Here is a 13,718-nt window from a genome sequence, read left to right as displayed (position 1 = left end):
CTGTGTTCCTTTTTTCTTCTGCATCCGTTGCTCCACAAACGCCCTTTTGGGGCTTGATAACGGCAGTTATGGAGCAATCGACGGGTGTTAGGGGGTCAGTACGCGGGTCTTGGTGGTGCGGGGAGCGTTCGGGGAGGTGGTGCTGTAGTCCGCGGTCTTGAAGTGCGACGGCGCGAACGGGCTGACGCGGACCACGTCGCCGATCACGATCACGGCGGGATTCGCTACGCCTGCGGCCTCCGCCTGGTCCGCGATGGTCCCGAGGGTTCCGATGGTCACCCGCTGGTTTGGCAGGTATCCATTCTCTACGATGCCAACAGGCGTCTGAAGAGGCAAACCGGCGCGGGCCAGGGAGGCTGCGGAATCGCGCAGCTGACCCACACCCATGAGCAGGATCACAGTGTGGTCGGCACGGGCCGGGACTTCCGAGAGTTCCTCATGGCCGGTGACCACACTGAAGCCTTTGGCCAGCCCGCGGTGCGTAACGGGGATGCCGGCGGCGGCGGGGACGGAAATGGCCGACGTGACGCCGGAAACCACTTCGACCTCGACGCCGTGCTGCCGGCAGAATTCGGCTTCCTCGCCGCCGCGGCCCAGCACGTAGGGGTCGCCGCCCTTGAGCCGGACCACGCGGTGGCCCTGCAGGGCTTCCTCGACCAGGATCCGGTTGATTTCGGACTGCGGCACCGGGTGGTGGCCGGGGGTCTTGCCGACCTCCACCACGCGGACGTCGGGGGCCAGTTCGGCCAGGAGTTCACGCGGACCGAGCCGGTCCGCCACCACGACGTCGGCCTGGCCAAGGAGCCGGCGGCCGCGGACGGTGATGAGTCCGGTGTCGCCGGGACCGCCGCCGACGAGGGCCACGGATCCGGGAGTTGCCCCCGTGCCGGAAACCCGGTGCCGGCGCAGCGGCAGGTCTCCGGTGGCCAGGGCGGTGGCGACGGCGTCGCGCAGGGCCATGGCGCGGCGCGGGTCTCCGCCGGCGTTGACGGCGATCTTGACGTCGTCCACCACGGCGACGGCGGGCGTCCAGGCGGCGGAGGCTTCGTGGTCGGAGGCGTTGACGCACCAGATGCGCTGCGCCTCGGCGTCGGCGGAGACCTGCGCGTCCACGGCGGCGTCGCCGGTGGCGGTCTGGACGAACCAGACGCCGTCGACGTCGGACGCACGGTACGGGCGGGGCTCCCAGTTCAGGAGGCCGGCGCCGGCAAGTTCGGCGAGCGCCGGGCAGGCGGCCGGGGCCACGACGGTGACGCGGGCTCCGGCGTCGAGCAGCCCTTTGGTGCGCCGGGCGGCCACCGGGCCGGCGCCGACCACCAGCACGGGACGGCCGAGGAGGCGCAGCGCCGTGGGGTAAATGTCCTGAATTGCCATGCATCGACGATAGGGCGGCGTCACATAGCGGAACAACGGTGCGGCAACACCAGTTCACGCAAGGTAACGCCGCGTCACATAATGGCAATCGCCGCTCCTGATCTGCGGCGGCCGGGGGCACCCCTATTTCACGGCGATGAGTTCGATCAGCTTGATGTCGGGATCCTTGGCGAGCAGGGCGGGACCGTGTTCGCCGAGGGCGGCGGGGATGGCGCCGCTGAGGTGGGCCTGACGGTCCTCCTCGGTATCGAAGGTGTCGAAGATGCCGAAGGTGTTCTCGTTGACCCGGAAGGCATACCAGGTGCGCGTTCCGGGCTCGTTGAGCACGATTTCGCGCCCTCCGTTCAGGAAGTCCCAGACGTCCTGTTCCTTCCCCGCTTTGGCTTCGACCAGGGCCAGCACGCCAAATTTTGCTGCCACAGCGACCTCCTAGGAATCGGGCTTTGCATCAGCCGTGGAAGGGGCCGCAACCCGGCCTCTAGGCGTGAGTGTAGGCCCGTGCCTGTACCCGGGCAAGGAGCCATCGAAAAAGCAACGCGGAGTCACTTACGGCCCATAAACCAATGGAAATATGGGCCGTAAGTAACCCCGCGTTGCTTTGGAGGGGCTTGGGGGCTGGCCTAGCGGGTGCTGCCGGCGAGGAGGCCGCGGCGGCGGAGCAGCCGCTTTTCAATCGGCGCGAACACGAGCAGCTCGATCAGGATTCCGACGGCGAGGATCAGCAGGATGGCGGACATGACGATGGTCATGTCGGACAGGACGCGGCCCTGGTCCAGCATGGAGCCCAGACCGAAGCCGATGGTGCCGCCGACGGCGATGATTTCCGCCGCCATGAGCGAGCGCCAGGAGAACGCCCAGCCCTGCTTGAGGCCGCCGAGGTACCCGGGCAGGGCCGCCGGCAGGATGATCTGCAGGGCCAGTTGGAGACGGGACGCACCCAGGACCTTCCCGACGCTGCGGTACTGCGGCGGAATCTGGTCCACACCGGAGATCAGGCCGTTGATGATCGAGGGAATCGCACCCATGAACACCACGAAGTACACGGTGGCATCCGTGATCCCAAACCAGAGAATAGCGGCCGGCACCCAGGCCACCGACGGCAGGACCTGCAGCCCGGAGATCAGCGGCCCGAACGCGCGCCGCAAAGGTGCCACCTGGGCCAGCACCAGACCCACCGGCGTCGCGATCACCACGCTGATCAGGAAGCCCACGACGCCGCGCTGCAGCGAGGTCCAGACGGCCTCTTGAAGCTTGCCCTCGCCCCACAGGGTTCCGACCTGGCCGATGACATCCAGGGGGCCGGGCACGACGTCGCGCCGCTTGAAGCCGAGGGAGACGTACAACTGCCAGAGGATGATCAGCACCGCGAGCGCGGCCACCGGCAGCAGGATCCGGCTCCAGTCGATGCGGACCTTGCGGATGGAGTCTGACTGCAGGGAGTCGAGGCCCGCTTCGAGCTCGCGGAGGTCTTCCTTGCCGGTGGAGGAACGGGTCAGGGCGGCGTGGACCTTGCGGGTCTCGGCCGGCGCTTCCGCCACGGGAAGCTGGTTACTTGGCATGGCGGCGGATCTCCTCGCGTAGCCGGGCGGTGATTTCGCCGGTGAGCTGGCCGGCCAGTCCGGCGTCGGTGCGGTGCTCCTCGCTGACGTGCCATTCCCGCACCACGCGGCCGGGCCGGGAGGAGAGCAGCAGGACGCGCTGGCCAAGCCGGACGGCCTCGCGGACGTTGTGGGTGACAAAGACGATGGTCCGGCCGGTTTCCTTCCAGATCCGTTCCAGCTCGTCATGGAGCAGGTCCCGCGTAATCGCGTCCAGGGCCGCGAACGGCTCGTCCATGAGCAGCAGCTGGCGGTCCTGGGCCAGCGACCGGGCCAGGGAGACGCGCTGGCGCATCCCGCCGGAGAGTTCGTGGGGCCGTTTGTCCCCCGCACCGCCCAGGTGCACCAGGTCCAGCAGCTCCCCCGCCCGGACCCGGCGGTCGGCTTTCCCGACGCCGCGCAGCTTCAGGGCCAGCTCGATGTTCTCCCGCGCCGTCAGCCAGGGAAACAGTGCCGCGTCCTGGAACATGAAGGCGGCGCCGTCGCTGGGCACTTCCAGGGCGCCCGACGTCGGGGCCTCCAGTCCCGCCATGATGTTGAGCAGGGTGGACTTGCCGCAGCCGGAGGCACCGAGCAGGGCGACGAACTCGCCCTGCCCGATGGTGGCGTTGACGTCGTCCAGCACCGGGGCGCCGGCGCCGAAGCGCTTGCCCAGGTGTTCCAGTACGACTGGCATGGTCTGGTCCTTACTGTTGTGGCGGATGTCTGGGGGCCCGGGGGCTAGTCCTTGCCGAGCCCCTCGGCGGAGATCTTCTTGCCGGCCGCACTCTCGCTCAGGACGCTGTTGAGCGCCGTGAGGTCGAAGATGCCGTTGATGTCGGCCTGCTTGGTGGTGCCGGCGTCGACGCCGTCCTGGAGCAGTTTCCTGTACGTCCCTGCGAGCGGGTCGGTGGTGAAGACGATGTTCTTCAGGGACCGGTCGATGACGTCGGCCGGCAACGCCTTGCCTGCGGCTGCCTTGAGTCCGTCGTTGAGGACGGTGGCTTTCTCGGCGGCGGGCGCCGCGTTGAGCCAGTCCACGGATTCGACATGGCCCTTCAGCAGCGCCTGCACCGTGGCAGGGTGCTCGGCCGCGAACGTCTTGTTGACGATCAGGACGGTGGTGACGAACTCGCCCTTCTCCCACAGGTCCTTCTCGTCGACCAGGACCTTAGCGCCGGCCTGGAGCACCAGGCGGGAGGCCCAGGGCTCGGGCAGCCACGCGCCGTCGAGCTTGCCGTCCTGGAACAGCTTGAGGGTCTGGGCGTTCTCGGTCGGGTTGATCGAGACGTCGCCGCTGCCGTCCGTGGAGGTCTTGAAGCCCTGCTTGCCGAGCCAGGCCCGGAGGGCCACGTCCTGGGTGCCGCCGAGCTGCGGCGACGCGAGCGTCTTGCCCTTGAGGTCGGCCGCCGAGTTGATGCCGGGCTTGACCACCAGCTGCGCCCCGCCGGCCGCGGCGCCGGCGATGATGCTGATGGACTGGCCGTTGCTCTTGACATAGGAGTTGATGGCCGGGTTGGGGCCGATGTAGGTGGCGTCGATGGCGCCGGCGTTCAGGGCCTCGATCGCGGCCGGCCCGGCGTTGAACACCTGCGTGCTGAGCTTGGTCGCCCCGAGGTCCTTGGCGATGAACCCCTTGTTGACACCCACCAGGGCCGGGGCGTGGGTGATGTTGCCAAAGTAGCCGAGCCTGAGTTCCGTGGCCGGGCCGGCGTCCGCCGCTGCCGCTGCGGGGGCGGTTTCGGGGCTGCGGGACAGCGAGGATGCAACGGCTGCGCCGGCGCCGATCAGGAGCACGAGGCCCGCGACCAGGGCGATCTCCAGGGTGCGCTTGCGTTTGGGTTTGCCGGTCTCGCCGGCGACGATCCGGGTGGTGCCGGGCTGTGTGCCGGGCCCGGGGTTTCCGGGGGTGTGTGACATGGGTGAAGTCCTGTTCTGGGGTGTGTGCGGAAGGGCCGGGCGGATGGTCAGCGCCGGCGACATCGCCCCTGGAAGTCCCTGCGGGGGAGGCCGGGGAACCGTTCCTGTGTCTTCATTCATTCACCATAGGGAGTGTCATATTCGGGGTTCAACGGCCCGGAAACCGGGGGTCACGCGGGTTCACGCAGCGTCACATTCGGCCCCAAAAGACGGCAGCTTGTTTCCCGGACCGCCGCCCAGGGCGACCGACCGGGAAACAAGCTGCGCCCGTGTGACACGTGGCCTAGATCGAGTAGCGCTCGTCCTCGTGGTCGCCGGGGTGGTCGTTGACCAGGCCCGCGGCGAGGGTGTTGCCGTCGAGCGGGTCGATCACGAGGAAGGCCCCGGTGCGGCGGTGGTGCAGGTAGTTCTCCAGCGGCAGCGGAGCGGCGAGCCGGAGCTGCGCGTGCCCGATGTCGTTGAGCTCCAGGGTGGTGGTCGGCTCCAGGCCGAAGCTGGCGAGGTCGAGCCTGCCGGTCACGTTCCGCACCAGGGCCTGGACCGTGCGGGTGCCGTGCTTGACCAGGACCTTGGAGCCCTCCCGGAGCGGCTTGGGCGAGAGCCAGCACAGGGCGGCGTAGAGGTCTGCCGATGCCTCCGGTATTTTGCCACCGGCGGTGCCGGCCGCCGCGATCGTGTCACCGCGGGCGACGTCGAACTCATCGGCCAGGCGCAGCGCCACGGACTGCGGTGCGGCCGCCTCGGCGAGCTCGCGGCCCGCGAAGTCGATCCCGGTGATGGTGGTGGTGCGCGGGGCCTGGCCCGGGGTCAGGATGCTGACCTGGTCCCCGAGTTTCACGGAGCCTTCTGTGATCTGGCCGGCGTAGGCACGGTAGTCGCGGTAGGTCTCAGGATCGAGGCCGCCGGCGATGGCGTCCGGAGCCAGCGCGCCCTGCGGCCGGATCACCAGCTGGACCGGGAACCGGAAGCTTTCGAGGTGGCTTTCGAGTTCGTCGGCGGCCGGCAGCGTCTCCAGGACCTCCAGGAGCGCCGGGCCGTCGTACCACGGGGTCCGCTCCGAGCGGTCCACCACGTTGTCGCCGTCGAGGGCCGAGACGGGGATGACGCGGAGATCGGCGACGCCGTCGGAGCCGAGCCCGAGTTCGCGCCCGACCTGCTGGACGTCCGCCTCGATCCCGCGGAACACGTCCTCGCTGAAATCCACGAGGTCGATCTTGTTCACGGCGACGATCACGTGTGCCACGCGCAGCAGCTGCAGCACGGACAGGTGCCGGCGGGTCTGCTCCAGGACACCCTTGCGGGCGTCGATGAGCACGACGACGGCGTCCGCGGTGGACGCGCCGGTCACCGTGTTCTTGGTGTACTGCACGTGCCCGGGGCAGTCCGCGAGGATGAAGCTGCGCCGGTCCGTGGCGAAGTAGCGGTAGGCGACATCGATTGTGATGCCCTGCTCGCGCTCCGCGCGCAGGCCGTCGGTCAGCAGGGCAAGATCGATCGCTTGTGTGCCGGTGGCCCCTTCACCGCCGAACCCGCGGTCCGCCGAGGTGCGGGCGACGGCGTCGAGCTGGTCGGCGAGGATCGCTTTCGAGTCATGCAGGAGCCGGCCCACCAGGGTGGACTTGCCGTCGTCGACGGAGCCTGCGGTGGCGAAGCGGAACAGCGTGGTGGGCAGCGCCGCGGCAACGAGGTCCGGGCCCGGGAGAAACGTTTCCGTGCTCATTAGAAATAGCCGTCCTTCTTGCGGTCTTCCATGGCGGCCTCGGAGATGCGGTCGTCGGCCCGGGTGGCGCCACGTTCGGTGATGGTCGAGGCGGCAACCTCAATGACGACGTCGCGCACCGTGGCGGCGGCCGATTCCACGGCGCCGGTGCAGGACATGTCGCCGACGGTCCGGTAGCGGACGGTCTTGGTGATGACTTCCTCGTGATCGCGCGGCTGGGAGACCTCGCCGACGGCGCGCCACATGCCGTCGCGGGCGAAGACTTCGCGGTCGTGGGCGTAGTACAGGCCCGGCAGCTCGATGTTCTCGCGCTCGATGTAGCGCCACACGTCCAGTTCGGTCCAGTTGCTGATGGGGAACGCGCGGACGTGCTGGCCTACCGTGTGCCGGCCGTTGTAGAGGTTCCACAGCTCGGGCCGCTGGTTGCGGGGGTCCCACTGGCCGAACTCGTCGCGCAGGCTCAGGATCCGCTCCTTGGCCCGGGCCTTGTCCTCGTCGCGGCGGCCGCCGCCGAAGACGGCGTCGAACTTGTTGCGCTGGATCGCATCCAGCAGCGGGACGGTCTGCAGCGGGTTCCGGGTCCCGTCGGCACGCTCGGCCAGCTCACCGGAGTCGATGAACTCCTGGACGGAGCCGACGACGAGCTTCAGGCCCAGCCGTTCCACTGTGCGGTCGCGGAAGTCGATGACCTCGGGAAAGTTGTGGCCGGTGTCCACGTGCAGCACCGGGAAGGGCACCTTGCCGGGCCAGAAGGCCTTCGTGGCCAGGTGCAGCATCACCACGGAATCCTTGCCGCCGGAGAACAGCAGCGCAGGCTTCTCGAACTCGGCGACGACCTCGCGGATGATGTGAATGGCCTCGGACTCAAGGGTGTCGAGGCTCGAGAGGCGTGAACCTGCGACGCCGATTGCCGCCCCCGCCCCTGCGCCGCGCGGCTGATCTTCGATCAGCCCAGCGCGCGGCTCCGACAGCGGCAGTGGCCTTCCCAACGCTCGCAAGCTCGCATCGGGTCCCTCGGCCAGTGCCTTCGATGCCACTCCCTGGGCGGCAATCGGCGTCTCAGCCGCGTCGTTGTCCAGCACCGACAGCTCCAGGTCCTCGTTGGTGATTTGAGTTCTCATACGTGTAGTCCGCATTCTGTCTTGTCGGTTCCTGCCCAGCGTCCGGCGCGGGGGTCGTCGCCGGGCGCTACCTTGCGGGTGCAGGGCTGGCAGCCAATGGACGGGTAGCCCTGTGAAAGCAGCGGGTTGACGGGAAGAAGGTTGTCGTCGGAGTACTGCACCAGCTGGTCGAAAGTCCAGGCCGCCACCGGGTTGACCTTGACCAGGCCGTTGGCCTCGTCCCAGGTGATCAGCGGCGTGTTGGTGCGGGTGGGCGCCTCGTCGCGGCGGACTCCGGTGAACCAGAGCTCGTAGCCGGCCAGGGTGCGGCGCAGCGGAGCCACTTTGCGCAGGGCGCAGCACTGGGCGGGGTCGCGGGCGAAGAGGTCCTTGCCCAGGAGCCGGTCCTGCTGCTCCACGGTGTTCTCCGGCAGCACGTCCACGACGTTGACGCGCAGGTTGGCCGCGACCTCGTCGCGCGTCGCGTGCGTCTCCGGGAAGTGGTAGCCGGTCTCCAGGAACAGGACGTCGACGCCGGGGAGCTCGTCCGCGACCAGCGCCGGCAGGACCGCATCCGCCATGGAGCAGGCGACGGCGACAGTCGGCAGTTCGAAATTGCGGGCCACCCAGGCAATGACGTCGCGGGCCGGGGCGTCCCAGCCGAGCTCGGCGGCGCCGGCCTCGGCGAGGGCCTTGAGCTCGTCGTGGGAGCGGAGTGCTGCTGTCACTGCAGATCACCCTCTTCCGCGGCGAAGGCCCACTCGGCGAAGCTTTGGCCCTCGGAGCGGTCGGCGACGAACTTGCGGACCACGCGTTCGACGTAGTCGGGCAGCTCCCCGGCCGTGACCTTCAGGCCGCGGACGGTGCGGCCGAGGCCTGCCTCCTCGCGGCTGTCGGACGCGAGCCCGCCGCCGAGGTGGACCTGGAAGCCCGGGGTGGGGTCGCCGTCGGGCGTTGGCAGCATCATGCCCTTGAGGCCGATGTCCGCCGTCTGGATCCGGGCGCAGGAGTTGGGGCAGCCGTTGATGTGCAGGGACAGCGCCTGGGGCAGCTGCTTGCTCTCGGCGAGGTCGGCCAGCCGGCGCTCCAGCTCGGCAACCGCCGTCGCCGCGGTCACCTTCGTTTCCACGATGGCGAGCTTGCAGAACTCGATGCCGGTGCAGGCGATGGTGCCGCGCCGGAACACGGACGGGCGGGCGGACAGGCCCAGCGCGTCGAGCTCGGCCACGAGCGGGTCCACCTCATCCTTGGGCACGTCGAGGACCACGAGCTTCTGGTGCGGGGTGGTGCGCAGGCGCTGCGAGCCGCGGGCCTCCAGGGTGTCCGCGAGTTTGACCAGCTGGCTGCCGGAGAGGCGGCCGGCCAGCGGGGTGGCGCCGATGAAGAACTTGCCGTCCTTTTGTTCGTGCACGCCGATGTGGTCACCGGGCGTTGAGGGCTTCGGGGCGGCCGGGCCGTCGGCGAGCTTGTAGCCGAGGTATTCGTCTTCGAGGACCTGGCGGAACTTCACCGGCCCCCAGTCGGCCAGCAGGAACTTCAGCCGGGCCTTGGTGCGCATGCGCCGGTAGCCGTAGTCGCGGAAGATGCTGGTGACGCCGAGCCACACGTCGGCGGCCTGGTCCGGCCGGACGAAGGCGCCGAGGCGCTTGCCCAGCATGGGGTTGGTGGAGAGCGCGCCGCCCACCCAGAGGTCGTAGCCGATGCCGAGCTCGGGGTGGACCAGGCCCACCAGGGCGACGTCGTTGATCTCGTGCACCACGTCCTGGCTGGGGTGGCCGGTGATGGCGGTCTTGAATTTGCGCGGCAGGTTGGCCAGTTCCGGGTCGCCGATGAACCGCTCGGCGAGTTCCTGGATCAGCGGCGTGGGGTCGATGATCTCGTCCTTGGCGATGCCCGCCACCGGGGAGCCGAGGATGACGCGGGGCACGTCGCCGCAGGCTTCCGTGGTGGACAGTCCCACGCCTTCAAGCCGGCGCCAGATTTCGGGCATGTCTTCGACCCGGATCCAGTGCAGCTGGATGTTCTGGCGGTCCGTGAGGTCGGCCGAGTCGCGGGCGAAGTCCACGGAGATCTGGCCGATGACGCGCAACTGCCCGGTGGTGAGCGCACCGCCGTCGATCCTGACGCGGAGCATGAAGTATTTGTCTTCGAGCTCGTGCGGCTCAAGCGTGGCGGTCTTGCCGCCGTCGATCCCGGGTTTGCGCTGGGTGTAGAGCCCCCACCAGCGGAAGCGGCCGTGCAGGTCGGTGCCGTCGATCGAGTCGAAGCCGTGCTTGGAGTAGACGGACTCAATACGCTCGCGGACGTTGAGGCCGTTGTCTTCCTGTTTCCAGGTCTCGTTGGCGTTCAGCGGCGTGGTGCCGTCCACTTTCCACTGGCCGTGCGGCTTTGCGGCCGGGCGGGGAGGGCGCTTGGTGCGGCCGGCGGCAGCCTCGTCCGTGGACGCTCCGGCTAGAGCTGTATCAGTCATGCATCGACTGTAGGGGCGGCCGTAATCCCGTCACAAAGGGTCAGAAACGGGGAGTCACCTAGGGCAACATTTCGTCACGAACCGCCGAAAACCCTTGAAGTCGCCCTGCAGCTGTGCATCTGCGCGGACCGTCAGGGCCGGGGCGGCCGGGCCCCGGCCAGCGCCGCGTCGTAGCGTTCCAGGGCAATTTCGGCGAGTACCGGGGAGGGCAGCAGCGGCGTCGTCACCAGGTCCGCGCCGGCCTTGGCCAGCTGGTCATGGAAGAACCCGGGCGCCAGGAGATACGAGGCGATGACGACGCGGCCGCCAAGGTCCACCGCTCCGGCCGACTCCCCCGCGCCGGCACCGCCGGCGGCCTCCTCGCGGAGCATGGCGACGGCGTCGGGAACCGAGGGTTTGGCGGAGGCGCCGTAGGCGGCCACGATCCGGTTGGAACGCAGGGCACGGAGCTGGTCCGTGAGTTCCTCGACATTCTGTGCGGCGCTGGGATCGGAGGACCCGGCGGCGGCGAGGACGACGGCGTCGTTGTCTGTCACCCCGGCCTCGCGCAGGCGCTGGTCCAGCAGCGCTGCGAGCCGCGGATCCGGCCCCAGCGGCGCCGCGGCCAGGGTGTCCGGCCGGCTCTTCACGGCGCGGGCGATGTCCACCTTGACGTGGTATCCGACGCTGAGCAGCAACGGAACCACGACGGCGGTTACCCCCGCCGGGAGGCCCGCCACGACGGCCGGCAGGTCCGGGTCCTGCACGTCCACGTAGGCCTCACGGACATCCAGCCCGGGACGGAGCCCCGCGATGCCGTCCCGGACCGCGTTGACCTCCGCGGCCCCGTGCGGGCTGGACGTGCCGTGGGCGCAGGCAATCAGGATGGGGGTATTCATAGCCGTTAGCGTAACCTTGGAGCCGCCCTATCCGCCCCCCTGCAACCGACCGGGACGCTTCATGACCTTCTCCTTCAGCCTTGTCCTGGTCTGGCTTGACCTCGCCGGCGTGTTCTTCTTTGCGGTCTCCGGCTCGCTGCTCGCTGCGCGGAAGCAGTTCGACATCATCGGCTCGCTGCTCCTGGCCTCGGTGGTGAGCCTGGGCGGCGGCGTCATCCGCGACATCATCATCAACGCGGGCCCGCCCGCCGCGTTCACCAACCCGGCATATCTGGCACCGCCCCTGTTTGCCACGGTGCTGGTGTATTTCCTGTTCTCCAGCGTCCAGCGCTTCACGTCGCTGCTGATGCTGTTCGACGCCGGCGGGCTGGCCCTGTTCTGCATCACCGGCACACTGAAGGCGCTGGCCGCCGGGATGAATCCTGTGGCCGCCGTCCTGCTGGGTGTCACGACGGCGGTGGGTGGCGGCCTGCTGCGGGATATCACCGCCAACGAGGTCCCCCAGCTCTTCGACCCCAAGGATCTGTACGCTCTGCCGGCGTTCGCCGGGTCGGCGTTGACCGTGATCCTGTCCCTCACGGGGACCTTCACCGCGGTGAGCGCCTGCGCCGTCGCCGGGCTTGTCTTCGCTTTCCGGGTCACGGCCTGGCGGCGCCACTGGTACGTTCCGCTGGCGGTGCGCGGCTGGCACCGGCTGGGCCTGGACACCGCGGAAAACGACCGCTGAGGATTAGCTAGGATAAGACCATGACTGACATGTTCCTCGAGAAATTCCGCGCGCTTGTCCCGAAGTATCTCGAAGACGAATGGCAGGAAGAAGATGGCCTCCCGGCCGAGGAGCTCGACGCCGCCCTCGCCGAACACCAGTTCCAGGTCCCGATGGTCCTGCGCGAGTTCTACCTGGCAGTCGGCGGCTGCGAGGACATCATGGAGGCCTACCACTACTTCTGGGACCCCGAAGAGCTCGAAGTGGATGATGAGGGCTTCCTCATGTTCCTCGAGGACGAGGAAGAGCAGTTCACCTGGGGCTTCCGTGTCGGGGACCTCAGCATCCCGGATCCCATCGTGTACCGCCGCAACAACGCCCGCGGCCAGTGGAAGAGCGAGGAAGGGACCTTCTCCGAATTCGTCTTCGACATGTTCGAGTGGGCCTTCAACGAGGACGAAGACTAGGCTCCACGGCCTCTCCTTGGGGCCGGCCCGGCGGTCCGGGGGCACTTTGAAGCGGACACGCCGTCGTCCGGCCCGGTGATCCCCTGCTGAGGCGCCAATGTAGCCCCGGACGGCAGCCGCGACCTGTCCGTCACGGCCGGAAGGCCCCACTGCGCCGCAACTCCAGCACCGCCAGAACCTCCGCAACCATCCGCTCCGGGTGATGGACGACGTCGTCGTACCCGAACCTGAGCACAAGGTAACCGCCGATGAGGCTTGCGTTGTTCCGCCGCCGGTCCTTCTTAACTTGCAGAGGCTCCAGGTGCGAGGCACCGTCGGTCTCCACGACGATGCAGTCCTCAATAAGGAAGTCCACCTCCCCCACCCCGGGAATCTCCACATGCCGGCGCACGTGCAGCCCGGCCCGGCGGAAGGCGGTGTTGGCGAGAACTTCCAGCAGCGAATCGGCCCGCGGAATGACAAGGTCCAGCACCGACCTGGCGCGGCCGTTGCGGTTACCCTCGAGTTTGCCGCGGAGGAAGGCCAGGGTGATGTCCCCCCGGCCCACCGCACACTGGACCATGACAAGTGCCTGCAATTCAGGCAGACAGTGGAGTGCATGGATCAGGACGTCGGCGAGTCCGGCCAGGGGCAGCCACGGGTGCCGGAGGTGCCTGCAGCGGCCATGGGCCACGGTGCCGGGCGGTGCCGCCCGGTGCCCAAGACACAAATGCATGGACTGGGCCGGAGCCAAGGCCCACAAGCCGTAGCCCGGAGCGGCCGACACGCACGTCAGCAACCCCCTCAGTTCGCGCGCCGCCCGGTAGACGCCGGAATCCTGCGGAAGCCCATAGTGCCCGCGGCGGATCCGCACAATGGTGCCCAAGGACACGGCTGTGGCAAGCCGGTGGCGGCTGAATCCGGCCCGGCCAAGGTCCGCCGCGGCGGCTGTTCCGCCCCGTGAAGCAAGATAAGTGGCAACGTCCATTCCGCCAATGTGCCCTGCCGGGGATCCTTGGGGGCCGGCCCGGTTGGGCCATGTGGAAAACCTCAGGCCGGACATCCAAAGCCGCCGTGGGGCATTTTGACACCAACACGCCGATAAAACAGCCTGGAAGCAGCCCGCAGCGCGGCAAAGTGACCCCGCTCGGCCGCAGTCACGCCAGCAGAGGTCTCATGTGCCCCGGGCGTCCGCCAAGCCGCCGACGAATCTTTTGACAATCAAATTACAAAACCGCTAGACAGCATTACAAAGTTGTCATATGCTCTTTCTTGGGTTCACCAAATGCCTCCGGTGGATCTGATGCGAACGGAGAAATGGCCCCGGTTCGGCACAACGGAAGACTCGAACGTTGTGAGGAACCGGGGCCATTCCGTTTAAGCCAGAAGCCAGGTTAATCGTCAGGCTGTACCCAGCCCGGAACCGGCCGGGGAGAGACGCCGGCCCGGCTGTACCGCCGGCCCGGCCKGGCKGGTGTGGCCGGAGGCCGGGGACGGCGCCAAGGGCTCAGCGGCCGGAGGCCGGGG

Annotated in this window: 13 protein-coding genes; 2 read left to right on the top strand and 11 right to left on the bottom strand. The window is 68.6% G+C overall.

From position 1 onward, the window contains the following. Positions 1–87: 87 nt before the first annotated feature. The 10 genes from cobA to AC1DZV_RS04760 form a co-directional block, all read right to left on the bottom strand. Complete coding sequence (cobA, locus tag AC1DZV_RS04805; protein ID WP_476953124.1) at positions 88–1,374, bottom strand: uroporphyrinogen-III C-methyltransferase; 1,287 nt, start codon at positions 1,372–1,374, stop codon at positions 88–90. Between the two features lie 123 nt (positions 1,375–1,497). Further along, the gene (locus AC1DZV_RS04800; protein ID WP_223913715.1) at positions 1,498–1,794 is read right to left on the bottom strand and encodes a putative quinol monooxygenase; all 297 of its coding nucleotides are present in this window, start codon (positions 1,792–1,794) and stop codon (positions 1,498–1,500) included. A gap of 200 nt (positions 1,795–1,994) precedes the next feature. After that, positions 1,995–2,933, bottom strand: a complete 939-nt coding sequence (locus AC1DZV_RS04795) for an ABC transporter permease (RefSeq protein ID WP_476886964.1) — start codon at positions 2,931–2,933, stop codon at positions 1,995–1,997. After that, a complete protein-coding gene (locus AC1DZV_RS04790; RefSeq protein ID WP_018775157.1) occupies positions 2,923–3,648 on the bottom strand; it encodes an ABC transporter ATP-binding protein in 726 nt (241 codons plus the stop codon). Before AC1DZV_RS04790 ends, AC1DZV_RS04795 begins: the two co-directional genes overlap by 11 nt. Positions 3,649–3,692: 44 nt before the next feature. Further along, positions 3,693–4,871 carry an ABC transporter substrate-binding protein gene (locus tag AC1DZV_RS04785; RefSeq protein ID WP_476953123.1) on the bottom strand — a complete coding sequence of 393 codons (1,179 nt, stop codon included), beginning with the start codon at positions 4,869–4,871 and terminating at the stop codon, positions 3,693–3,695. 283 nt (positions 4,872–5,154) lie between these two features. Then, entirely contained in the window at positions 5,155–6,591 is a 1,437-nt protein-coding gene (locus tag AC1DZV_RS04780) for a sulfate adenylyltransferase subunit 1 (RefSeq protein WP_476953122.1), read from the bottom strand. Further along, complete coding sequence (gene cysD, locus AC1DZV_RS04775) at positions 6,591–7,712, bottom strand: sulfate adenylyltransferase subunit CysD (protein ID WP_476953121.1); 1,122 nt, start codon at positions 7,710–7,712, stop codon at positions 6,591–6,593. The genes AC1DZV_RS04780 and cysD overlap by 1 nt, the downstream gene beginning before the upstream one ends. Next, positions 7,709–8,419 (bottom strand): phosphoadenylyl-sulfate reductase, encoded by a 711-nt coding sequence (locus AC1DZV_RS04770; protein ID WP_028276669.1) that lies wholly within the window; start codon positions 8,417–8,419, stop codon positions 7,709–7,711. Before AC1DZV_RS04770 ends, cysD begins: the two co-directional genes overlap by 4 nt. Continuing rightward, positions 8,416–10,161, bottom strand: a complete 1,746-nt coding sequence (locus AC1DZV_RS04765) for a nitrite/sulfite reductase (protein WP_028276668.1) — start codon at positions 10,159–10,161, stop codon at positions 8,416–8,418. Before AC1DZV_RS04765 ends, AC1DZV_RS04770 begins: the two co-directional genes overlap by 4 nt. A gap of 131 nt (positions 10,162–10,292) precedes the next feature. Further along, positions 10,293–11,039 (bottom strand): sirohydrochlorin chelatase, encoded by a 747-nt coding sequence (locus AC1DZV_RS04760; protein ID WP_476953120.1) that lies wholly within the window; start codon positions 11,037–11,039, stop codon positions 10,293–10,295. 61 nt (positions 11,040–11,100) lie between these two features. On the opposite strand from AC1DZV_RS04760, the gene AC1DZV_RS04755 reads away from it, so the two are divergent. Both AC1DZV_RS04755 and AC1DZV_RS04750 read left to right on the top strand, forming a co-directional pair. Then, entirely contained in the window at positions 11,101–11,766 is a 666-nt protein-coding gene (locus tag AC1DZV_RS04755) for a trimeric intracellular cation channel family protein (protein WP_459385482.1), read from the top strand. A gap of 20 nt (positions 11,767–11,786) precedes the next feature. Then, complete coding sequence (locus AC1DZV_RS04750) at positions 11,787–12,212, top strand: hypothetical protein (protein WP_476953119.1); 426 nt, start codon at positions 11,787–11,789, stop codon at positions 12,210–12,212. A gap of 130 nt (positions 12,213–12,342) precedes the next feature. Here the strand turns inward: AC1DZV_RS04750 and AC1DZV_RS04745 are convergent, their stop codons facing one another. Further along, positions 12,343–13,179 carry a DUF559 domain-containing protein gene (locus tag AC1DZV_RS04745; protein WP_476953118.1) on the bottom strand — a complete coding sequence of 279 codons (837 nt, stop codon included), beginning with the start codon at positions 13,177–13,179 and terminating at the stop codon, positions 12,343–12,345. Positions 13,180–13,718: the final 539 nt, after the last annotated feature.

It is taken from the genome of Arthrobacter sp. P1_D12 (genome assembly GCF_056406175.1).
The sequence above is the reverse complement of the archived record's forward strand: the minus strand, read 5'-3'. Positions and strand labels throughout refer to the sequence as shown.

Excerpts from the sequence above, each read along its gene's own strand:
- cobA (WP_476953124.1), bottom strand. The coding sequence starts at position 1,374 with ATGGCAATTCAGGACATTTACCCCACGGCGCTGCGCCTCCTCGGCCGT.
- AC1DZV_RS04795 (WP_476886964.1), bottom strand. The coding sequence starts at position 2,933 with ATGCCAAGTAACCAGCTTCCCGTGGCGGAAGCGCCGGCCGAGACCCGC.
- AC1DZV_RS04790 (WP_018775157.1), bottom strand. The coding sequence starts at position 3,648 with ATGCCAGTCGTACTGGAACACCTGGGCAAGCGCTTCGGCGCCGGCGCC.
- AC1DZV_RS04785 (WP_476953123.1), bottom strand. The coding sequence starts at position 4,871 with ATGTCACACACCCCCGGAAACCCCGGGCCCGGCACACAGCCCGGCACC.
- AC1DZV_RS04780 (WP_476953122.1), bottom strand. The coding sequence starts at position 6,591 with ATGAGCACGGAAACGTTTCTCCCGGGCCCGGACCTCGTTGCCGCGGCG.
- cysD (WP_476953121.1), bottom strand. The coding sequence starts at position 7,712 with ATGAGAACTCAAATCACCAACGAGGACCTGGAGCTGTCGGTGCTGGAC.
- AC1DZV_RS04765 (WP_028276668.1), bottom strand. The coding sequence starts at position 10,161 with ATGACTGATACAGCTCTAGCCGGAGCGTCCACGGACGAGGCTGCCGCC.
- AC1DZV_RS04760 (WP_476953120.1), bottom strand. The coding sequence starts at position 11,039 with ATGAATACCCCCATCCTGATTGCCTGCGCCCACGGCACGTCCAGCCCG.
- AC1DZV_RS04755 (WP_459385482.1), top strand. The coding sequence starts at position 11,101 with ATGACCTTCTCCTTCAGCCTTGTCCTGGTCTGGCTTGACCTCGCCGGC.
- AC1DZV_RS04750 (WP_476953119.1), top strand. The coding sequence starts at position 11,787 with ATGACTGACATGTTCCTCGAGAAATTCCGCGCGCTTGTCCCGAAGTAT.
- AC1DZV_RS04745 (WP_476953118.1), bottom strand. The coding sequence starts at position 13,179 with ATGGACGTTGCCACTTATCTTGCTTCACGGGGCGGAACAGCCGCCGCG.